Annotated in this window: 19 protein-coding genes and 1 pseudogene; 12 read left to right on the forward strand and 8 right to left on the reverse strand. The window is 68.3% G+C overall.

Features of this window, described 5'->3' with window-relative positions; all coding sequences use genetic code 11:
• Positions 1–5 precede the first annotated feature (5 nt).
• Genes ACFQBT_RS10505 through hrcA form a run of 3 tightly spaced genes read right to left on the reverse strand, consistent with a single transcriptional unit; the run spans position 6 to position 2,918 of the window.
• The gene (locus tag ACFQBT_RS10505; RefSeq protein WP_377822533.1) at positions 6–761 is read right to left on the reverse strand and encodes a 16S rRNA (uracil(1498)-N(3))-methyltransferase; all 756 of its coding nucleotides are present in this window, start codon (positions 759–761) and stop codon (positions 6–8) included.
• A gap of 4 nt (positions 762–765) precedes the next feature.
• On the reverse strand, positions 766–1,893 hold the full coding sequence (gene dnaJ, locus ACFQBT_RS10510; RefSeq protein ID WP_377825442.1) for a molecular chaperone DnaJ: 1,128 nt from the start codon (positions 1,891–1,893) through the stop codon (positions 766–768).
• A gap of 5 nt (positions 1,894–1,898) precedes the next feature.
• Complete coding sequence (gene hrcA / locus ACFQBT_RS10515) at positions 1,899–2,918, reverse strand: heat-inducible transcriptional repressor HrcA (RefSeq protein WP_377822535.1); 1,020 nt, start codon at positions 2,916–2,918, stop codon at positions 1,899–1,901.
• A 110-nt stretch (positions 2,919–3,028) separates the two neighbouring features.
• On the opposite strand from hrcA, the pseudogene ACFQBT_RS10520 reads away from it, so the two are divergent.
• The 5 genes and pseudogenes from ACFQBT_RS10520 to nadC all read left to right on the forward strand — a co-directional run bounded on the left by ACFQBT_RS10520 (position 3,029) and on the right by nadC (position 8,402).
• Positions 3,029–3,888: pseudogene (locus ACFQBT_RS10520) on the forward strand (DUF3097 family protein).
• Positions 3,881–4,795: an NUDIX hydrolase gene (locus tag ACFQBT_RS10525; RefSeq protein ID WP_377822537.1), complete on the forward strand. Its 915-nt coding sequence runs from the start codon at positions 3,881–3,883 to the stop codon at positions 4,793–4,795. Before ACFQBT_RS10520 ends, ACFQBT_RS10525 begins: the two are co-directional and overlap by 8 nt.
• 291 nt (positions 4,796–5,086) lie before the next feature.
• Positions 5,087–6,067 (forward strand): quinolinate synthase NadA, encoded by a 981-nt coding sequence (gene nadA, locus ACFQBT_RS10530; RefSeq protein ID WP_377822539.1) that lies wholly within the window; start codon positions 5,087–5,089, stop codon positions 6,065–6,067.
• 2 nt (positions 6,068–6,069) lie between these two features.
• A complete protein-coding gene (locus tag ACFQBT_RS10535; RefSeq protein WP_377822541.1) occupies positions 6,070–7,503 on the forward strand; it encodes an L-aspartate oxidase in 1,434 nt (477 codons plus the stop codon).
• Entirely contained in the window at positions 7,500–8,402 is a 903-nt protein-coding gene (gene nadC / locus ACFQBT_RS10540; RefSeq protein WP_377822543.1) for a carboxylating nicotinate-nucleotide diphosphorylase, read from the forward strand. The genes ACFQBT_RS10535 and nadC overlap by 4 nt, the downstream gene beginning before the upstream one ends.
• 155 nt (positions 8,403–8,557) lie before the next feature.
• On the opposite strand, the gene hemW is transcribed toward nadC, so the two are convergent.
• The 4 genes from hemW to lepA form a co-directional block, all read right to left on the reverse strand.
• Entirely contained in the window at positions 8,558–9,778 is a 1,221-nt protein-coding gene (gene hemW, locus ACFQBT_RS10545) for a radical SAM family heme chaperone HemW (RefSeq protein WP_377822545.1), read from the reverse strand.
• Positions 9,778–10,272 carry a hotdog fold domain-containing protein gene (locus tag ACFQBT_RS10550; protein WP_377822547.1) on the reverse strand — a complete coding sequence of 165 codons (495 nt, stop codon included), beginning with the start codon at positions 10,270–10,272 and terminating at the stop codon, positions 9,778–9,780. The genes hemW and ACFQBT_RS10550 overlap by 1 nt, the downstream gene beginning before the upstream one ends.
• Positions 10,269–10,988, reverse strand: a complete 720-nt coding sequence (trmB, locus tag ACFQBT_RS10555; protein WP_377822549.1) for a tRNA (guanosine(46)-N7)-methyltransferase TrmB — start codon at positions 10,986–10,988, stop codon at positions 10,269–10,271. The genes ACFQBT_RS10550 and trmB overlap by 4 nt, the downstream gene beginning before the upstream one ends.
• Positions 10,989–11,063: 75 nt before the next feature.
• Positions 11,064–12,920, reverse strand: coding sequence for a translation elongation factor 4 (gene lepA, locus ACFQBT_RS10560; RefSeq protein ID WP_377822551.1), 1,857 nt, complete (start codon positions 12,918–12,920; stop codon positions 11,064–11,066).
• Between the two features lie 189 nt (positions 12,921–13,109).
• Between lepA and ACFQBT_RS10565 the strand changes: the two genes are divergently transcribed.
• Both ACFQBT_RS10565 and ACFQBT_RS10570 read left to right on the forward strand, forming a co-directional pair.
• Positions 13,110–13,757 (forward strand): hypothetical protein, encoded by a 648-nt coding sequence (locus ACFQBT_RS10565; RefSeq protein WP_377822553.1) that lies wholly within the window; start codon positions 13,110–13,112, stop codon positions 13,755–13,757.
• 178 nt (positions 13,758–13,935) lie between these two features.
• Positions 13,936–14,589, forward strand: coding sequence for a hypothetical protein (locus ACFQBT_RS10570; protein ID WP_377822554.1), 654 nt, complete (start codon positions 13,936–13,938; stop codon positions 14,587–14,589).
• Between the two features lie 45 nt (positions 14,590–14,634).
• Here the strand turns inward: ACFQBT_RS10570 and ACFQBT_RS10575 are convergent, their stop codons facing one another.
• On the reverse strand, positions 14,635–16,035 hold the full coding sequence (locus tag ACFQBT_RS10575; RefSeq protein ID WP_377822556.1) for an aromatic amino acid lyase: 1,401 nt from the start codon (positions 16,033–16,035) through the stop codon (positions 14,635–14,637).
• A 69-nt stretch (positions 16,036–16,104) separates the two neighbouring features.
• Between ACFQBT_RS10575 and ACFQBT_RS10580 the strand changes: the two genes are divergently transcribed.
• From ACFQBT_RS10580 to ACFQBT_RS10600, 5 genes are read left to right on the forward strand one after another with little or no spacing between them, the layout of a single operon-like run.
• Positions 16,105–17,187, forward strand: a complete 1,083-nt coding sequence (locus ACFQBT_RS10580; protein WP_377822557.1) for an ABC transporter ATP-binding protein — start codon at positions 16,105–16,107, stop codon at positions 17,185–17,187.
• Positions 17,187–17,861: an ABC transporter permease gene (locus tag ACFQBT_RS10585; protein WP_377822559.1), complete on the forward strand. Its 675-nt coding sequence runs from the start codon at positions 17,187–17,189 to the stop codon at positions 17,859–17,861. The genes ACFQBT_RS10580 and ACFQBT_RS10585 overlap by 1 nt, the downstream gene beginning before the upstream one ends.
• Complete coding sequence (locus ACFQBT_RS10590; protein ID WP_377822561.1) at positions 17,858–18,619, forward strand: ABC transporter permease; 762 nt, start codon at positions 17,858–17,860, stop codon at positions 18,617–18,619. The genes ACFQBT_RS10585 and ACFQBT_RS10590 overlap by 4 nt, the downstream gene beginning before the upstream one ends.
• Positions 18,616–18,750 carry a hypothetical protein gene (locus ACFQBT_RS10595; protein WP_377822563.1) on the forward strand — a complete coding sequence of 45 codons (135 nt, stop codon included), beginning with the start codon at positions 18,616–18,618 and terminating at the stop codon, positions 18,748–18,750. Before ACFQBT_RS10590 ends, ACFQBT_RS10595 begins: the two co-directional genes overlap by 4 nt.
• Positions 18,747–19,568: a glycine betaine ABC transporter substrate-binding protein gene (locus tag ACFQBT_RS10600; protein ID WP_377822565.1), complete on the forward strand. Its 822-nt coding sequence runs from the start codon at positions 18,747–18,749 to the stop codon at positions 19,566–19,568. The genes ACFQBT_RS10595 and ACFQBT_RS10600 overlap by 4 nt, the downstream gene beginning before the upstream one ends.
• The last annotated feature ends 7 nt before the right edge of the window (positions 19,569–19,575 follow it).

Here is a 19,575-nt window from a genome sequence, read left to right on the forward strand (position 1 = left end):
TCTCGTCATTCTATGGGTTGTGCGACATCCCACCGGGTTCGCGCGAGTAGTACCGCCAACGCGGCAGGGCCGGCGCTGGAGGAGCGCAGCACGGTGGAGCCGAGCCGTACGCTGATCGCACCGGCGCCGGTGAGTGCGCCGAGTTCCGCGGGTGAGATACCGCCTTCGGGTCCGACGACGACCGCCACCTCCCCGTCAGCAGGCAGGTCCACGGCGGCGATCGGGGTGGTCGCCTCTTCGTGCAGGACGAGCGTCAGCCGACCACTCGACGTACGCCGGGCCAAGCCCTTGGTGTCCATCGCCGGCTCCACGACGGGGATGGTCGCCCGACGCGACTGCTTCGCGGCGGCCCGCACCACACCGCGCCACTTGGCCAGGGCCCGGTCACCGCGCGGGCCGCGCCACTGCACGATGCTGCGGTCGGCCTGCCACGGCACGATGGTGTCGACCCCGAGTTCGGTGGCCGCCTCGATGGCCTGGTCGTCCCGATCACCCTTGGCCAGCGCCTGCACCAGGGTGAACGAAGGCGCGGGATCCGGTTCTCGGCGCACCCGCTCGACACGCACCTGCAGGCTCGGCCCGTCGACGGAGGCCACGACACCGCTCAGCACCAACCCGGCGCCGTCGGCGAGCTGGATCGGCTCACCGACCTTCAGGCGGCGGACGGTCGCCGCATGCCGGCCCTCATCGCCGGCGAGCAGCACCCGATCACCGACCCGGGCGCCGGCGAGATCGTCGGCGAAGAACAGCGGTGCGGTCACCGGACTACTTCCAGGCGTCCTTCAGCCTGCCGAACAGGCCCTTGTCGGCACGCTGGAAGACCGGCTCGGGGCGTTCCTCGTCGCGGACCTTGGCCAACTGCCGCAGCAGCTCCTCCTGCTCGGGATCCAGCTTGGTCGGCGTGCGCACGTTCAGGTGGACCATCAGGTCACCCCGGGTGGTCGTGCGCAGATGGGTGACCCCGAGACCGGCGAGCGTCACGACGTCGCCGGCCTGTGTGCCGGGTTTGACCGCGACGTCTCGCACGCCGTCCAGGGTGTCCAGGCTCAGCGTGGTGCCCAGCGCGGCGGCGGTCATCGGCAGGTTGACGCTGCAGTGCAGGTCGTCCCGGCGCCGTTCGAAGGTGGGGTGCTTGCTGACCCGGATCTCGACGTACAGGTCACCCGCCGGTCCGCCACCCGGCCCCACCTCACCGTGCCCGGCAAGCTGGATCCGGGTGCCGGTGTCGACTCCGGCCGGAACTTTGATCGAGATGGTCTTGCGGTCGCGGACGCGACCTTCGCCGGAGCAGTCGAAGCACGGGTCGGTGATGACCTCGCCGTACCCGCGACACGCCTGGCACGCGCGGGCGGTCATGACCTGGCCGAGGAACGTGCGCTGCACCTGCTGGACCTGGCCGGCGCCCTTGCAGACGTCGCAGGTACGCCGGCCGGTGCCCGGGCGCGAACCATCACCGTGACAGGTCTGGCAGACCACGGCGGTGTCGTAGGTCAGGTCCTCGGCGCCGCCGAAGACGGCGACCTTGAGGTCGATGTCCAACGGCAGCAGGGCATCCTGGCCGCGCTGAACCCGCGAGCGCGGCCCGGCGCCGCCGGCGGCGCCCGGCCCGCCGAAGAACGCGTCCATGACGTCGGAGAAGGAGAATCCGGCGCCGAACCCGGCCGGTCCGCCGCCGCCGGCCGCGAACGGATCGGCACCCATGTCGTAGGACTGGCGCTTCTCGGGATCGGACAGGACCTCGTAGGCCTGCGAGACCTTTTTGAACTGCTCGGCAGCTTCCTCACCCGGATTCACGTCCGGGTGCAGTTTGCGGGCCAGTCGCCGGTAGGCGCGCTTGATCTCCTCCGGCGAAGCGTCCCGGGAGACGCCCAGGTCGCCGTAGTAGTCGTTCACTGATGTCACTCCAGGATCTCTGAGACGTAACGGGCGACCGCACGGACGGCGGCCATCGTGGCGGGGTAGTCCATGCGCGTCGGTCCGACGACGCCCAGACCCCCGGTTTGGTAGGTGGTGCTGATCACCGAGGTGCTCTGCAGATCGGCCACGTCGTTCTCGGCGCCGATCCGGACCATCACGAGGTTGTCGGGGTCACCATCCAGGTGACCGAGCAGCTTCAACAGGATGACGTGCTGTTCGAGGGCTTCCAGGACCGGCGCCAGGGCGCGGACGTCGGTTGCGGACTTGGCCAGGTTGGCCCGGCCGGCCATGACGACCCGCTCGTCGCCGAGGATCTGCAGCGCGGAGGTCACCTCGGCCAGGATCTGACTGAGCATGCCTTGGTCGGCCTGGGGTAGTTGCTCGGCCAGTGGCACGGCGAGGTCCTTGATCGCGCTGACGGCGTCGGTGCGACGGCGCCCGACGACTGCCTCGTTCACCCGGGTGCGCAGCTGTGCCAGCAGGTCGGTCTCGTCACTCAGATCCGAGGGCACCGGCACCACGCGCTGCTCGACCCGCCCGGTGGACAGGATGAGCACGACCAGGAGCCGGTTGCCGGCCATCGGCACCAACTCGACGTGTCGCACGCTCGCCGAGGTCACCGACGGGTACTGCATGACGGCGACCTGGTTGGTCAGCGAGGCCAACAGGCGGGTACTGCGGTCGACGACATCGTCCAGGTCCACAGACTGGGCAAGGAAGGTCTGGATCGCGGACTTCTCCGCCCGGCTGAGCGGTTTGACGGTGCTGAGTCGGTCGACGAACAACCGGTAGCCGGCATCCGTCGGAATCCGGCCCGCCGAGGTGTGCGGCGCACTGATCAGCCCCTCATCCTCCAGCGCGGCCATGTCCCCGCGCACCGTCGCGGCACTCACTCCCAGCTGGTGTCGCTCCAGCAACGCTTTGGAGCCGACCGGTTCCGAAGTGGCCACGTAATCCTGGACGATGGCCCGCAGCACCTCCAGACGGCGTTCCTCGCTCACGGCATCCTCCTTCGCGCGTAGTTCGGTGACACTGGTGTTCGTTGGCACTCGTGTTGCTCGAGTGCCAAGTCTACGTCTGAAAAAGAGTGCGTTGCTCTACCGTTGCCGTCGTGACCTCTGATCGGTACGGCGCTGACGTGCTCTCCGGCGATTGGCGCGCCCACGGGCGCACCCGGTCGCGGGAGCAGACCGCTGACCCCGGGTTGGTGGTCGAGGACCTGGAGACCGGCTGGTGCGGCGCCGTCGTGCGGGTCGAGAAGGCCGGCGGCATGCATGTGGTGCATCTGGAGGACCGGCACGGTAAGACCCGCGCGTTCCGTCTCGGCCCGGGCTTCCTGGTCGAGGGACAGCCGGTGGTGCTGACCGCTCCGCGCGCGGCGGCGGCTCCCGCCCGCTCCTCGCGTACGGCGAGCGGTTCCGTGGCCGTCGACACCTCCGCCCGCGTCGCGGTGGGCTCCCGCATCTTCGTCGAAGGCCGCCATGACGCGGAGCTGGTGGAGAAGGTGTGGGGTGACGACCTGCGTGTCGAGGGGGTGGTCGTCGAGCTCCTGGAAGGAGTGGACCGTCTCGAGGAGGTGATCGCCGCCTTCTCCCCGGCCCCGGCCGGCGGATGGGCGTGCTGGTGGACCACCTGGTGAGCGGCAGCAAGGAGGATCGCCTCGTACGCGCGGCGCTCGCGGCGTACGGCGGCTCGGACGTCCTGGTCGTCGGTCACCCGTTCGTGGACGTCTGGCAGTCGGTCCGTCCGGAGCGTCTCGGGTGGTCGCGGTGGCCGGTGATTCCGCGCTCGGTGGAGTGGAAGAAAGGGGTCCTGGCCGAGCTCGGCTGGCCGAATTCGACCCAGGCCGATGTGGCGACGGGTTGGAAGAAGATCCTGGGCACGGTCCGCAGCTACGCCGACCTGGAGCCGGAACTGCTGGGTCGCGTCGAGGAACTCATCGATTTCGTCACCGACCCGGGTCATGGCTGAGGATCTGGCCGCCGGCATCCGCGCCGAACTGATCGCGGTGGTCATGGCGGTGACCGGAGGTGCGACGGGTTCGGTGGTCCCGCGGGTCCTGGCCGACGGTCGACCGCCCGCGCTGCCGTCCGGGCCGTTGCGCACGGACCACGACTCGCTCCAGCAAGGTGCCCGGGCGTTCGTCCGGGATCAGACCGGGGCAACACTGGGCTACGTCGAGCAGCTCTACACCTTCGCCGACCTGGGTCGCACCGACGACGCGGTACGCGAGATCTCGATCAGCTACCTGGGCCTGACGCGGGCCGACGACCGACACGACGGTTGGGCCAGCCTCTATGACCTGTTGCCCTGGGAGGACCGCCGGCATGTGGCGGACGACGCACCGGCCGACCGGTTGTCCCAGGAGATCCACACCGCGCTGGGCCGGTGGGCGGGCTCGGACCCGGCTCGCCAGGAGCGGGTCAGCTACCAGTTCGGACTCGAAGGTTCCGGTTGGCGCAGCGAGCTTGCCCTCCAGCGCTACGAGCTGCTGTGGGAAGCCGGGTTGGTTGCTGAATCTCCCTGCCGTACAGGCTCTTTGAGCCTCACGGGGCCAGCCATGAAAGGCGATCACCGGCGAATCCTGGCCACGGCCCTATCCCGGTTGCGTTCGCGGCTGCAATACCGCCCGCTGGTCTTCGAGCTGATGGATCCGGAGTTCACCCTCGGCCAGTTGCAGGAGGTCGTGGAGGCGCTGGGCGGCGTACGCGTACACAAACAGAACTTCCGGCGCGCGATCTCCGCCCAGGATCTGGTTGAACCCACGGGCGGATCGACCCGGTCCACCGGCGGCCGGCCCGCCGCGCTCTACCGGTTCCGGCGAGACGTCCTCACTGAGCGGGAGCAGGCCGGCACCAAACTGCCACTTCCCCGCTGAGCCCGCGGCCGTCGGACCCCGGCGCCCCCGGCCGCACCACGCCCACATCACCGGGACACTCGACCCACCCCCGGCGCCCCCGGCCCCTCCACGCCCACATCACCGGGACACTCGACCCACGCTCGGCGCCCCCGGCCGCACCACGCCCACATCACCGGGACACTCGACCCACCCCCGGCGCCCCCGGCCCCTCCACGCCCACCTCACCGGGACACTCGACCCACCCCCGCGATTCGCCACCCACCCGGCAGACCGTTATGCTCACTTGTAGCAAATGCTCGCAATGAGCACATGTCGCCAAGGAGGGCACAGATGTCGATCGCTACGTACGACAAGGTCCGCAGTCACATCCCGCCGGTCGAATGGGCCATGGTCGAGCCGGAGATCCGCTCGATCGAGGCACTCAAGCGTGAGCACGACGCGGTGATCCTGGCGCACAACTACATGACGCCGGAGGTATTCCACGGTGTCGCGGACATCGTCGGTGACTCCCTGGCCCTGGCTCGCGAGGCGCAGACCGTCGAGGCCGGCACCATCGTGCTGGCCGGCGTGCACTTCATGGCCGAGACCGCGAAGCTGCTCAACCCGGCCAAACGGGTGCTGCTGCCCGACCTGCGCTCCGGCTGCTCGCTGGCGGAATCCATCACTCCTGCAGATATCGCCGAGCTCCGACGCCAGCACCCGGGCGTCCCTGTCGTGACCTACGTCAACACCTCGGCCGCGGTCAAAGCCGCCAGCGACATCTGCTGCACCTCCGGTAACGCCGTCGAAGTCATCGAATCCCTGGGCGTCGACAAGGTCATCATGATCCCCGACCAGTACCTGGCCCGGAACATCGCGGCCCGCACAGGCGTCGAGGTCATCACCCATCCCGGCGCCTGCGAGGTCCACGAGCGCTTCACCCCGGCCGACATCCGCCACATCCGCGACGACTTCCCCGGCGTGACCGTCCTTGCTCACCCCGAGTGCCCGCCGCCGGTCGTCGCCGCTGCCGATTACGCCGGGTCGACTGCACAGATGCAGGACTTCCTGGTCCGCAATCAGCCCCGCCGGGTCGCTCTCATCACCGAGTGCTCGATGAGCGACAACGTCGCCGCCGACAACCCCGGGGTGGAGTTCGTGCGGCCGTGCAACCTGTGCCCGCACATGAAGCGCAACACGCTGACCGCCATCCGCCGCAGCCTGGAGCTGGGTCAGCACGAGATCACTCTCGACCCTGCGCTCGAGGCACCCGCGCGGCGGGCCATCGAGCGGATGCTGGAGGTGAAGTAACCATGGAACCTGTCGTCATCGTGGGCTCCGGCCTGGCCGGACTCACCGCCGCCTGGGCCCTGGCGCCCGCACCATGCATCCTGATCACCACCGGATGCCTCACCGGCGGCGCGGCTTCGATGTGGGCCCAGGGCGGCGTCGCCGCCGCCCTCGGCGCGGGCGACCGGCCCGAGCTGCACGCTCGCGACACCTTTGTCGCCGGCGCCCGCTATGGCGACCGGCAGGTGATCGACCGCATCACCTCTGCCGCGCCCGAGGTGGTGCGCGAATTAGCCCGGCTCGGAGTGCCATTCGATCGTACGCCGAGTGGTGACTTCGATCTGGCTCTCGAGGGCGGTCATGGCCGGCACCGCGTCGCCCACGCCGGTGATCACAGCGGTGCCACCATCACCTCGGTGATGTCCGCGCGCGTCGCCGGGCTGCCATCGGTGACCGTCCGCGAGTTCAGCACCGCGGTCGCCTTGACCACGTACGGCGGCCGGATCAGCGGCGTCGACGTCCGCGATGAGCACACCGGCATGGTGCAGCACCTGAGCACCGACCGGGTCGTCCTGGCCACCGGCGGCCTGGGCGGCCTGTTCGCCCACACCACCAACCCGGTCACCGCGACCGGCCGGGGTGTTGCCCTGGCCGCGCGCATCGGTGCCCGCACCGACGACCTGCACCTGGTTCAGTTCCATCCCACGGCCCTGGACGTCGGCGCCGATCCGATGCCGTTGCTCACCGAGGCACTACGCGGAGCCGGCGCCGCGCTGCTTGCTGACGGTCGCCGGTTCGTCGACGAGCTGCAGCCCCGCGACGTCGTCGCCGCCGCCGTCTGGGAGCAGTTGACCGCCGGACGGCGGGTCGTTCTCGACGCTCGCCATATCCACCAGCTCACAGAGCGATTCCCCTCCGTCACCGCACTCGCCGCCGGTCACGGTGTGGACATCCGCACGGACCTCCTGCCGGTGCGACCCGCGCTGCATTTCAGCATGGGTGGAATCACCACCGACGCCGATGCCCGCACCAGCCTCCCCGGCCTATGGGCCGTGGGTGAGTGCAGTCGCACCGGCCTACACGGCGCGAACCGGTTGGCGTCCAACTCCCTGCTGGAAGCGGTAGTGACCGGCAAAGCGGCCGCTGCCTCCGCCGCCACGTTCGACGACACGTGGCCGGCCTACGCCGGCGCTGACCCCGATTCCGTTGTGGCAGCGACCGATTCAACGGATGACCCGACCGTTCTTGCTATCGTGCGCGCGACCCTGGATACCCACTGCGGCGTACTGCGCGACGGCGAAGGACTGCAGCGGGCCATCGACGAACTGGCACCCTACGCGGCCACGAGCGACGCGGCGTACGTCGGGTGGTTGATCGCCCGGTCAGCCCTCGCGCATCCGGACAGTGCCGGGGCCCACCGTCGCACCGACGAGCCAGTGATGGCGGCGACCGCGTGAACGGGGAACTGTACCGAGTGGTTCGTACGGCGTTGGCCGAAGACCTCGGCCTGGTCGGTGACCTGACCAGCCAGGTGACGGTGCCAGCCGATGCCCATGGCACGGCGTACGTCGTGGCGCGCGAACCGGGGGTGCTGGCCGGAACAGCGGCGGGCGAGGCGACCTTCGCCGAGGTCGACCCGTCGGTCGTGGTCGACTGGCAGCTGCGGGACGGCGAGGCGTTCGAGGCAGGAGCCGTGATCGGGTCCTTCACCGGTAGCGCGCGATCCATCCTCACCGGTGAGCGGACTGCCCTCAACCTGCTCGGCCACCTGACCGGGATTGCCACGCGCACAGCGGGATTCGTGGGTCTGGTCGCCGGCACGAACGCTGTCATCGCCGATACCCGCAAGACGACACCCGGACTACGTGCCCTGGAGAAGGCCGCAGTCCTCGCCGGTGGCGGGGTCAACCACCGGTTCGGACTGCATGACGCGATCCTGGTGAAGGACAACCACATCGGCCTCGGCGGCGGCCTCGTCCCGGTGCTGAACCGGCTGGCTGACCACGCTTCGCACCTGGTGCGCGTCGAGGTCGAGGTCGACACCCTCGACCAGTTGGCGACGCTGTTGAAGTACGACGATCAGCGGCGCAGCGATGGCCGACCGCCGGTGGTGCACGCGGTCCTGCTGGACAACATGGGTCCGGACGAGCTGGCGCAGGGCGTGGCGATGGTGCGCGCCCATGCGGCACCGATCGTCGTGGAGGCATCCGGCGGCGTCCGGGAGGAGACGGTGCGCGGCTTGGCCGACGCCGGAGTCGATGTGATCTCGATCGGAGCATTGACCCACAGTGTGCGCTGCCTCGATCTCGGCCTCGACCTGCGTGACCTCGGCCCGGTCACAACGCCAGCGTCATGAACCGCACTGTTCGGATCCTGCCGGTAGGACCCGAACAGCCGGACGCTCGCTGAGACTGGCCTATCGGTGCAGGGCACGCGCGGGCAGCCGCGGATCGGTGAGGTCGGCATCGGTGATGGTGATCGCGCTCCGGTGCGGCATGGTGCCTCGCTGCGCTACCAGGCGAGCAATCGACGTACGACGGTATCGGCCAGCAAGCGACCCCTCAGGGTCAGGACCACCCGGCCGGGTCGCCGCAGCGCCGGCCCGGGCGCGACGAGGCCGTCGGAGATCAACTCGGCGACCGCGGAACGCGCCACTGGGTCAAGGGATTCCAGGGCAAGGCCGTCTACCCGGCGGATCCCGAGAAGAATCCGCTCATGTTCCTGCTGCTGCTCGTCCAGGAGTTCCCGACCTGCGCCCGGGCTGCGGCCGTCGGCCAGTGACGCGGCGTACCGCATGGGATGCTTGACGTTCCACCAGCGCACTCCGCCGATGTGGCTGTGCGCGCCGGGACCGATGCCCCACCAGTTCCCACCGGACCAGTAGGCCTCGTTGTGCCGGCACCGGGTGCCCGCGGACCGTGACCAGTTGCTGATCTCATACCAACCGAAACCAGCTGCGCTCAGGACTGATTCAGCGAGCTCGTATTTGTCGGCCTCATCGTCGCCGGTCGGCGTCGGCAACTCACCGCGGCGCACCTTGCGAGCCAACGCCGTCCCGTCTTCGACGGTCAACGCGTACGCACTGATGTGGTCGGGTTCGAGGTCGATGGCTGCGTCCAGACTGATCTGCCAATCCGCCAACGACTCTCCGGGTGTGCCGTAGATCAGGTCAACGCTGACCTGCAGCCCGGCGGCGCGCGCGGCGGCCACGGCGCGATCGACACCGGCCGGGTCGTGCGTGCGATCAAGGGTCGCCAACACGCGCGGTACCGCCGATTGCATACCCAGACTGACGCGGGTGAAGCCGCCGTCGGCCAGCTGCTGCAGGCTTTCCGGGGTGACCGAGTCGGGGTTCGCCTCCGTGGTCACTTCGACGTCGCCGGTCAGCCCGAATTCTTGCGCCACGCCGTCCAGCAGGCGCACCAGGTCACCCGATGCAAGCATCGTCGGCGTACCGCCGCCTACGAAAACCGTTGATACCGGGGGTGTTTCGCCAAGCACCCGGTGAGCCAGCCTGACCTCGGCCAGGGCCGAATCGGCGTACGACGAGATGGAAGCTCCCGGGCCCAGCTCGCCCAACGTGTAGGTGTTGAAGTCGCAGTACCCGCAACGCACCGAGCAGAAGGGGACGTGCAGGTAGACCCCGAAGCTCCGCTCAGCCAGATCGGCCAGAGCTTCGGCGGGTAGCGAACCGTCGGCCGGAACTGGCTCACCCTCGGGCAGAGTGGGCATCAGGCGGACTGGGCAACCTTCGCGGTCGCCTCTTTGATCTGCGACACGTAGACCGGGATGACGCCGCGCACCACCACGGTGCCGTCGTCGAGGGTAGCGGTGACCCGGACCGGCACGTCGAACGGCGGCTCGTGAGCCCAATCGGAGGGATCGGTCTCGGCGCAGCAGGTGACGTCGGCCGGTGTCTTCGTCAGGTACTCCAGCTCGATGCCGCGTGGCAACCAGCGCGCGCCGGCGGGAACGGTGGCTTCGGCCAGTAGCCCCATCGCTGCCTCCAGCCCGTTGGCGACCGCGATCGCGTGCACGGTGCCGATGTGGTTCTGCACCCGCCACCGCTTGCGGATGCGCACGACGGCCCGGTTCGGGCCCATCTGCTGGATCCAGGGCCGAACGGTGGAGAAGTACGGCGCCTTCACCATGTACGCCACCGAAAACATCTGACGGCCCAAGGGTTTGGTGGAGATCTTCCGATAGGCGTCGTAGACGACGGTCACTGGATGCTCCCCCGCGGGTTACGAAGGACATGGACGTCGCGGATGATCCGACCGGCTTGGAGACCCTTGCGCTCGAAGCGGGTCATCACCCGCCCCTCGAAACGCGGCGCAAAGCCACCGTGTGGGCCACGCGGATCGAACTCGGCGTCGCGCGGGTCGGCGAGCCGGCCAGCGTGCGGATTTCCGAACGCCGACTCGGCCTCGACCACATCCCGGATCTGCCAGGCGTAGTCAGCCCAATCGCTGGCCAACCGCCAGCTACCGCCGTCGGCCAGGGCGCGCGCGACCACGGCGGCGAACTGCGGCTGCACCAACCGCCGCTTGTGATGTTTGGTCTTGGGCCACGGATCCGGAAAGAACGTCCACACCTCCGCAACTCCGGCCGTCGGCAAGAAGTCGCGCACCGTAGGCAGAGCATCGGCGGTGAGCAGCCGCAGATTGCGCACACCGGCGTGCGCGGCCTTGGCAATCGTCTGGGCGATACCCGGGCGCCACACCTCGATCCCGAGGTAGTCGCGGTCGGGGTCGGCGGCGGCCGCCGCAACGATGCAATCGCCGGCTCCCCCACCGACCTCCACGACCAGATCAGCCTGCCGTCCGAACGCGGCACGCTGATCGAACAGCACGCCGTCCGCGACCGTCGTACCCTCCATGGGTACGTCGAGGAGGTAGGTGCCAGAGTGATTTTCGAGCGCTCGGTGGTGGCGTTGCGGCATCCGGCCGCCGCGGCGGGTGTACGACCGATTCCGCGCCAGAGGACGTGAAACAGCCTGCGGTCGAGCGGACATGGGCTACTTCTTGGCCTTGTCGGCCGGTCCGCCGTCCTGGGAGAGGGCCGCGATGAAGGCCTCCTGGGGAACCTCCACGGACCCGACCATCTTCATCCGCTTCTTGCCCTCCTTCTGCTTCTCCAGCAGTTTGCGCTTGCGGGTGATGTCACCGCCGTAGCACTTGGCCAGCACGTCCTTGCGGATAGCGCGGATCGTCTCGCGGGCAATCACCCGCGCGCCGATCGCCGCCTGGATCGGCACCTCGAACTGCTGGCGAGGGATGAGGTCCTTGAGCTTGCCGGCCATCATCACCCCGTAGGAGTAGGCCTTGTCCCGGTGGACGATCGTGCTGAAGGCATCGACTTTGTCTCCCTGCAGCAGGACGTCGACCTTCACCAGGTCCGCCTCCTGGGAGCCGTCGGGCTCGTAGTCCAGCGAGGCGTATCCGCGCGTGCGTGACTTCAGGGAATCGAAGAAGTCGAAAACGATCTCCGCGAGCGGCAGGGTGTAGCGCATCTCCACCCGCTCGGGAGACAGATAATCCATCCCGCGCAGCGTGCCGCGCCGCGACTGGCACAACTCCATGATCGTACCGATGAACTCCGCCGGCGCGAGAATCGTTGCGCGCACGATGGGTTCGGTGATCGAGGCAACCTTCCCGTCGGGGAACTCGCTGGGGTTGGTCACCGTGATCCGGGTGCCGTCGTCCATCGTGACCTCGTAGACCACACTCGGCAGGGTCGAGATCAGATCGAGGTCGAACTCCCGCTCGAGTCGCTCTCTGACGATCTCCAGGTGCAGCATGCCCAGGAAGCCGACCCGGAATCCGAATCCGAGCGCCGCGGAGGTCTCCGGCTCGTAGACCAGTGCCGCGTCGTTGAGCTTCAGCTTGTCCAAGGCGTCGCGCAGCAAGGGGTAATCCGAGCCGTCGATCGGATAAAGACCCGAGAAGACCATCGGCTTGGGGTCCTGGTAGCCGCCGAGGGCCTCGGTGGCGGGTTTGGCCGCGTTCGTGACCGTGTCACCGACACGCGACTGCCGGACGTCCTTGACACCGGTGATCAGATATCCGACCTCGCCCACGCCCAGGCCCTTGGCAGGCACGGGCTCGGGCGAGATGACGCCGATCTCCAACAACTCGTGCGTGGCCTTGGTCGACATCATGGCGATGCGCTCCCGGGGCGTCAGGGAACCGTCGACGACGCGGACGTAGGTGACCACACCGCGGTAACTGTCGTAGACCGAGTCGAAGATCATCGCCCGCGCGGGAGCCGCCGGGTCACCCTGCGGCGCGGGCACTTGCTGCACGATCTGGTCGAGCAGTGCCTCCACCCCGGCGCCGGTCTTGCCCGACACCTGAAGGCAATCGCCGGGGTCGCAACCGATCAGACCGGCCAGCTCCTCGGCGTACTTCTCGGGTTGCGCGGCGGGCAGGTCGATCTTGTTCAGCACCGGGATGATCGCCAGGTCGTTCTCCATGGCCAGATACAGGTTGGCCAGGGTCTGGGCCTCGATGCCCTGGGCGGCATCGACCAGGAGAACTGCGCCCTCGCACGCCGCCAGGGACCGCGAGACCTCATAGGTGAAGTCGACGTGCCCGGGGGTGTCGATCATGTTGAGGCAGTACGTCGATCCGTCGGCCTCCCAGGGCATCCGGACCGCCTGCGACTTGATGGTGATACCGCGCTCCCGCTCGATATCCATCCGGTCGAGGTACTGCGCGCGCATCGCGCGGGCGTCCACCACTCCGGTGAGTTGCAGCATCCGATCGGCAAGCGTCGACTTGCCGTGATCGATGTGGGCGATGATGCAGAAATTCCGGATGGCCTCCGGCGGCGTCGCCGCGGGGGGCAGGGAATGACGGGCGGACGGGGACAACAAACACCTCGGGACGACTCGGCCGGTAAGCGTCTATCGTCCCACGTCGCATTCGACCCGGATAACGCACTCGTCCTCGTAAGCGAACACTTCCCCACGAATCCTTGTTCAGCGTGATCCAGGTCACCTACGTTGTCACGGCGCGATCGGAGTTACCGATCCGTAAGTAACAACGAAGGAGCGCCTCCCATGGCATCACGTATCCACACCGGCTCCCGTGCAGCACTGATCGGGATGGGCGCGGTCGCCGCTGTCGCCTCCGCAGTCGCCCTCTCCCCTGGCGCCGACGCGGCCACCCTGACCCTCAACCACACCGGCACGATTACGACCCACCTGGCCTCGCAGAACCAGGACATCGTGTTCCAGACCACCGAGAAGACGAAGGTGGACGCCAACACCTTCGCCGTCACCTCCACCATCACCCCGAGTGACGGCAGTGCATGGTTCAAGCCGGTCGGACTCAACCTGGCCAAGTTCTGGATCTCGATCCAGCCGACCGGCCCCGCTACCGGGCAGACCACGTTCAACCCCGACGGCTCGGCTGTCCTCACCATCAACCAACAGCTCAACGTCCAGGTCAAGCAGGTCCTGCCGTTCGGCTGGAACGCCAATCTGGTCGGCAACAACTGCAAGACGAGCACGCCCACCAACCTCACCCTGTCCGGCAACATCGCCAATGACCCCGACGAGGGGTTGGAGATCTTCGGGCCGCTGACGCTGACCGGCACGCTGAACATCCCGCAGTTCACCGACTGCAACGGATTGGACGGCCTGGTCAGTTCGATCGCCTCCGGCCCGGGCAACGCCGTGACCGTTGCACTGGGCGCCGCCGCCTGAGCAACGTACGGTCCTACCCCGTGCCGGGCGTGCACCACCAGGGTGCGCCCGGCACGGCGGTGGGTACGACGCTCCGACCCCATCCGGACGAATCGGTTGAAAACGTGATGGCCATCACATATGGTGCGAGGGCCAGTTACTCATCCGTAACTAAGCCCCGAACGAAGGAGTTCCCCTCATGGCCCGAACCACAATGACCGGACGCCGCGCAGCCGTCGTCGGCGCCGGCGCGGTCGCAGCCGTCGCCTCGGCCGTCGCGTTCTCCCCGGGCGCCGACGCCGCGACGCTGACGTTGAAGCACACCGGCACCATCACCACGCACCTCAAGACGCTGAACCAGGACCTGGTCTTCCAGACGACCGAGACCACCAAGGTCGACGCGAACACCTTCGCCGTGACCTCCACCATCAACCCCGGCACCGCGCGCGGCAGCATCGACCTGGGCGGCGCGATCCGCCTGGTCACGATGCAGGTCGCGATCCTGCCCGACGGCCCGGCCACCGGACAGACCACCTTCAATCCCGACGGTTCAGCGAGCCTGGCGGTGACCCAGAAGCTGAAGGTCCAGATCCAGCGCGTGGAGCCCATCGGGATCAAGGAGATCAACCTGGTCCCCAACACCTGCATCAGTAGCAAGACGGCGTCCCTGGATCTGACGGCGCCGATCGGCAACGATCCCGACGAGGGCCTGGAGATCTTCGGCCCGATCAACCTCAAGGGCACGCTGAACATCCCGGCGTTCGCCAACTGCGGGTTGCTCACGCCGTTGCTGAATGCGATCGCCAGCGGCCCCGGCAACGATGTGACCATCGCCCTGGGAGCAGCCGCCTGAGTAACTCCTGCTCCGACGGCGGGGTGAGCACGGTGCCAACCGTGCTCACCCCGCCGTTCGGATTTCGGCGACGCGCATCCTGAGCGGTTCGAGACACCGGGTCGCAATGGTGACATCGCCCGAGAGGTCGCGATCGCGTCGGTCTTCGGCCACGGACCGCAACCGGTCCAGCTCGGGCCAGTCCGGCCAGTCGGCTGCATCCGCCAGCGCCCGTGCGGCAGTAACCAACTCGGTGCCGATCAGGACCCGTAGCTGGGCCAGTCCGGAGAGTACGTTCACGGCCAGTTGGCTGGTGTACGGCGCGAACTCCTCCACCCCGGCCGACAACGGGATGGACACGGCGCCGTACGCCGCGTCCCACCCTGCGACCTGAGCCGCTGCCGACGCGGCGAGGAACTCCAGGGGCATCGTGCCGCTGGACCCGGGGGTGCCGTCGGTCAGAAACGCCGACCGGCCGGTCACCCCGGGCTGTCCCAGCGCCGAGATGCGCGCGTTGCTGGCCCGGGCGGCATCCGCGAGCGCGTTCACCACGGCTCGCAGCGCGGCCCGCAGATAGTTGGTGTAGAAGCCGCCGTGATGGACCACCGTCCCGTCGGCGAACATCGGATTCTCACTGCCGGTCCGGACGGCCTGCTGGATCACGAACGTCGCGTAGTCCAGCTCGTCCAGGAGCAGTCCGTGGATGTGCGGCAGCGTGCGCAACGAGTACGAGTCCTGGATCCGCGCGCCGCGGCGGCCGGCCGGCCACAACGCGGTCAGCACCTCGCACACGACCAGAACGCCCCGGTACGGCGCTGCGGTGGCCGCCTGCGGACTGAACGCCTCCGGGTTGGCCCGACTGGCACGAGCACTGAGGGCACTGACCCCCAGCCAGGCATCGCTGAGTTGTCTGATCTGCTCCACCGCCAGGGCCGCGTCGGCCAGGGTCGCCGCGTTGCTCGAGATCAGCGGCAGGGCATCGCCGGCGTGCAGCAGTCCGGGCCGCTCGCCCAGCAGCCAGACCCCGATCTCGGCGAACACCGACAGGTCACCGGTGCCGATCGCGGAGCCTTCGTGCACGTCAGGCAGGTCATCCTCGGCGAGCGCCTGCACCAGCCGGTTCACGACGGCCAGAGGGACCCCGCCGTGGCCGCCGGCGCACTGGGCGATCCGGATCGCCAGCAGCGCCCGGACCCGCTCGCGCGAGCGCAACGGACCGCTGGTGGTGGCATGCGAGGTCAGGATGCGGCGCAACTGGGCCTCGTCGTCCGCGACCGCAGCGATCCGCTGGGCGCCCACTCCCGTCGTACGTCCATAGACCGGTCGCTGCGCGCTGATCCGGCCCGCCTCCGAGTGGGCATGCTCGATGGCGACGCGGTCGGCATCGGTCAGCACCAATGCCGCTTCCCGCCGGGCAATCGCGGCGACGCCGGCTAGGTCGAGCTCGCCCGGGACGATGGTACGCATCTCACCCCTTTCGTCGGTTTGGCGCGATGCAGCCACGAACTGTCCGATCAATACGCAAGACTGCCAGCCATGATCCGCTTCGAGGCAGTGACCAAGAAGTACGACGACGGGACTACGGCGGTCGATCATCTCGATCTGACGGCACCGACCGGCAAGATCACGGTGCTCGTCGGCCCCTCGGGGTGCGGGAAGACCACCAGCCTGCGGATGATCAACCGGATGATCACCCCCACCTCCGGCACGGTCCTGATCGACGACCAGGACACTGCCTCGCTGCCGGCAGCGAAGTTGCGGCGCGGGATCGGCTACGTGATCCAGCACGCCGGGCTCTTTCCGCACCGCACGGTGGTGGACAACATCGCGACGGTGCCCATGCTCAACGGGGTCGGCCGCCGGCAGGCACGCAGCCAGGCCGTGGAGTTGATGGAGCGGGTGGGCCTGTCCCCCGACTTCGCCAAGCGTTACCCGGCCCAGTTGTCCGGCGGCCAGCAACAGCGGGTGGGCGTCGCCCGCGCCCTGGCCGCCGACCCGCCCGTCATGCTGATGGACGAACCCTTCTCGGCCGTGGACCCGGTGGTCCGTGACCAGTTGCAGGACGAGTTCCTGCGCCTGCAGGGCGAACTGGGCAAGACCATCGTCTTCGTCACCCACGACATCGACGAAGCCATCAAACTCGGCGACCAGATCGCGGTGCTGCGTGTGGGCGGCAAACTCGCACAACTGGCCGCCCCGCACGAGCTGCTGACCCGGCCGACGGACGCGTTCGTCGCCGGCTTCGTGGGCCGCGACCGCGGCTACCGCGCGCTGGGTTTCGCCGACGCCGACCTACCCGTGGCCGGCGAACCCACCGTCAGGCTGGGCCAGGACGTCGGCTCGGGTGAGGACTGGGTGCTGGTGCTCGACGACGGTGACGCTCCCCAGGGCTGGATTGATCGACGTACGACGAGCGGCCAGATCACGCCGGACGTTCTGCGCCGCGGTGGAACCCTTGCCACCCAAGGAGGTTCGTTGCGCGCTGCCCTGGACGCCTGCCTGTCCTCACCGTCGGGTCGCGGCGTGGTGGTCGACGAGGACGGTCGGTTCGTGGGGACGCTCCGACTGGACACGGTGATCGAGCGGATCGAGGCGGACGCACCCGAGGTGTCGGCCTGATGTTCGCCTACTTCCGGGACCATTTCGATGAGGTGATGGGCGAGCTGTGGGCGCACACCTGGCTGTCCACGCTGCCGGTCGTCATCGGACTGTTGCTGGCGTTGCCGCTGGGGTGGATCGCGCGCAGGTATTCCTTCACCTACCCGCCGATCATGACGGTGACCGGCCTGCTCTACACGATTCCGTCGATCGCACTCTTCGTGCTGATCCCGCCGTTGCTCGGGCTGGATCCGCTCACTCCGTGGCAGGTGCCGATCGCCCTGATCATCTACTCGGTGGCGTTGCTGGTGCGGGTCGTTGCGGACGGGCTGGGCTCGGTGAGTGAGACCACGACCAACGCGGCGACCGCGATCGGCTACACGGGGCCGCGGCGGTTCTTCGCGGTGGACCTACCGGTCGCCGTACCCGTCATCAGCGCAGGGGTGCGGGTCGCGGTCGTCTCCAACGTCAGCATCGTGGCCGTCGCCGGCACGATCGGCATGACCAACCTGGGGTCCCTGTTCGACCAGGGGTACCAACTGTCGGTGAACGGTCCGTACTACCCGCCGATCCTGCTCGGTCTGGTGCTGTGCATCCTGCTCGCCCTCGTGCTCGACGCGCTGGTGGTGCTGATCACCCGGCTGCTCACGCCGTGGCGGCGCGCCACGAACTCTGCGGTGGGAGCGCCGGCATGATCGGACAGGTCCTGGAGTGGTTGAACGACCCCGCGCACTGGCGCAACATCGGTCCGTACACCGGCATCCGCACGCAGTTGGCGACCCACGTCGGGTACTGCCTGATCGCGTTGTTCTTCGGTGCCCTCATCGCCGTTCCGCTGGGTCTGTGGATCGGACACACCGGACGGGCGAAGTGGATCGTCTCGGCCGCCAACGCGCTGCGCGCGATTCCGACGGTCGGTCTGTTGATCCTGCTGGTGGTGATGATCGCGCCCCATTTCACCGGCCGCACCTCGGCCGGTTTCCTGATCCCCACGTTGATCGTGCTGGTCATCCTGGCGATCCCGCCGTTGCTGGCCGGGACCTACTCCGGGATCGACAACGTCGATGATGACGTGCGCGACGCGGCGTACGGGATGGGCATGACCGGCCGGTCGGTGCTCCGGAAAGTCGAGCTGCCCAACGCCCTGCCGCTGATTTTCTCCGGGTTGCGCTCCGCCGCCCTGCAGGTGATCGCGACGGCCACCATCGCGGCGTACGTGACGCTTGGCGGTCTGGGCCGGTTCATCTACGACGGCCTCGCCCAGCAGGATTACCCCCAGATGATCGGTGGTGGAGTCTTGGTCGCTGGACTAGCGTTGGTCACCGATATTTTGCTTGCCATAATCCAACGTTATGTAGTTTCACCCGGGGTGTCCGGCCGCTTCCGCCGGGTGACCGCCTCGGACCAGAAGGCGTCAGCCGACCCGACCGAATTAGCCCTGGAGTTGTCATGATCAAACGTTCGCTCGCTGCCGCGACCATCGCCGGCCTCGCCCTCAGCTTGGCCGCTTGCGGCAAGGACAGCGCCGCCGGCAACCCCGCCTCCCCCGGCGGGTCGGGGGCGCCACCGTTGCCTCGCAGATGATTTTCGGCGGTCCGGCCGAGTTCCAGACCCGCGCGGACGGCCTGCCGGGGCTGACCAAGCACTACGGGGTGACGTTCAGCAAGTTCATCACCACCGACACCGGCGGCCCGGTGACCGTGACCGCGCTCAAGAACGGCCGCATCGACGCCGCCGATCTCTTCACCACCGACCCCTCGATCAAGGCCAACGACTTCGTCATCCTCACCGACCCGAAGTCCAACTTCGCCGCCCAGAACATCGTGCCGATCGTCAACAAGGCCAAGGCGAACCAAGGCACCCAGGACGTGCTGAACGCCATCTCGGCCAAACTGACCACCGCCGACCTGGGCACCCTGGTCGGGGCGGTGCAGAACGACAAGAAGGACCCGGAGACGGTCGCCAAGCAATGGCTGACCGATCACCCGTTGGGAACCGCCGCAAACGCAGCCTCCGGTGCGACGCTGACCGTCGGATCGGCCAACTTCCCCGAGAACGTCGTCCTGGCCTGGATCTACGCCGACGCTTTGAAATCGGCGGGGGCCAACGTGACCACGAAACTGAACATCGGCAGCCGCGAGAAGTACTTCCCGGCGCTCAAATCCGGCTCGATCGACGTCTTCCCGGAGTACAACGGGGCGGTGCTGAGCTACCTCGACAAGAACGCGACCGCCTCGAGCACCGCCGACGTGGATGCCGCGCTCGCCAAGGCGCTGCCGAGCAGTTTGATTGCGTTGAAGTCGTCATCGGCCGAAGACTCCGACGCCATCGTGGTCACGAAGGCGACCGCGGAGAAGTACAAGCTGACCTCGATCGCCGACCTGGCCAAGCCGGCGTCCTGATCGACCC

The sequence above is a fragment of the Branchiibius cervicis genome (genome assembly GCF_042661605.1).
Taxonomy (GTDB): Bacteria; Actinomycetota; Actinomycetes; order Actinomycetales; family Dermatophilaceae; genus Branchiibius; species Branchiibius cervicis.

Coding starts and splice junctions, on each gene's coding strand:
- ACFQBT_RS10525 (WP_377822537.1), top strand. CDS start 3,881: ATGGCTGAGGATCTGGCCGCCGGCATCCGCGCCGAACTGATCGCGGTG.
- nadA (WP_377822539.1), top strand. CDS start 5,087: ATGTCGCCAAGGAGGGCACAGATGTCGATCGCTACGTACGACAAGGTC.
- ACFQBT_RS10535 (WP_377822541.1), top strand. CDS start 6,070: ATGGAACCTGTCGTCATCGTGGGCTCCGGCCTGGCCGGACTCACCGCC.
- hemW (WP_377822545.1), bottom strand. CDS start 9,778: ATGCCCACTCTGCCCGAGGGTGAGCCAGTTCCGGCCGACGGTTCGCTA.
- trmB (WP_377822549.1), bottom strand. CDS start 10,988: ATGCCGCAACGCCACCACCGAGCGCTCGAAAATCACTCTGGCACCTAC.
- ACFQBT_RS10565 (WP_377822553.1), top strand. CDS start 13,110: ATGGCATCACGTATCCACACCGGCTCCCGTGCAGCACTGATCGGGATG.
- ACFQBT_RS10570 (WP_377822554.1), top strand. CDS start 13,936: ATGGCCCGAACCACAATGACCGGACGCCGCGCAGCCGTCGTCGGCGCC.
- ACFQBT_RS10575 (WP_377822556.1), bottom strand. CDS start 16,035: ATGCGTACCATCGTCCCGGGCGAGCTCGACCTAGCCGGCGTCGCCGCG.
- ACFQBT_RS10580 (WP_377822557.1), top strand. CDS start 16,105: ATGATCCGCTTCGAGGCAGTGACCAAGAAGTACGACGACGGGACTACG.
- ACFQBT_RS10585 (WP_377822559.1), top strand. CDS start 17,187: ATGTTCGCCTACTTCCGGGACCATTTCGATGAGGTGATGGGCGAGCTG.
- ACFQBT_RS10590 (WP_377822561.1), top strand. CDS start 17,858: ATGATCGGACAGGTCCTGGAGTGGTTGAACGACCCCGCGCACTGGCGC.
- ACFQBT_RS10595 (WP_377822563.1), top strand. CDS start 18,616: ATGATCAAACGTTCGCTCGCTGCCGCGACCATCGCCGGCCTCGCCCTC.
- ACFQBT_RS10600 (WP_377822565.1), top strand. CDS start 18,747: ATGATTTTCGGCGGTCCGGCCGAGTTCCAGACCCGCGCGGACGGCCTG.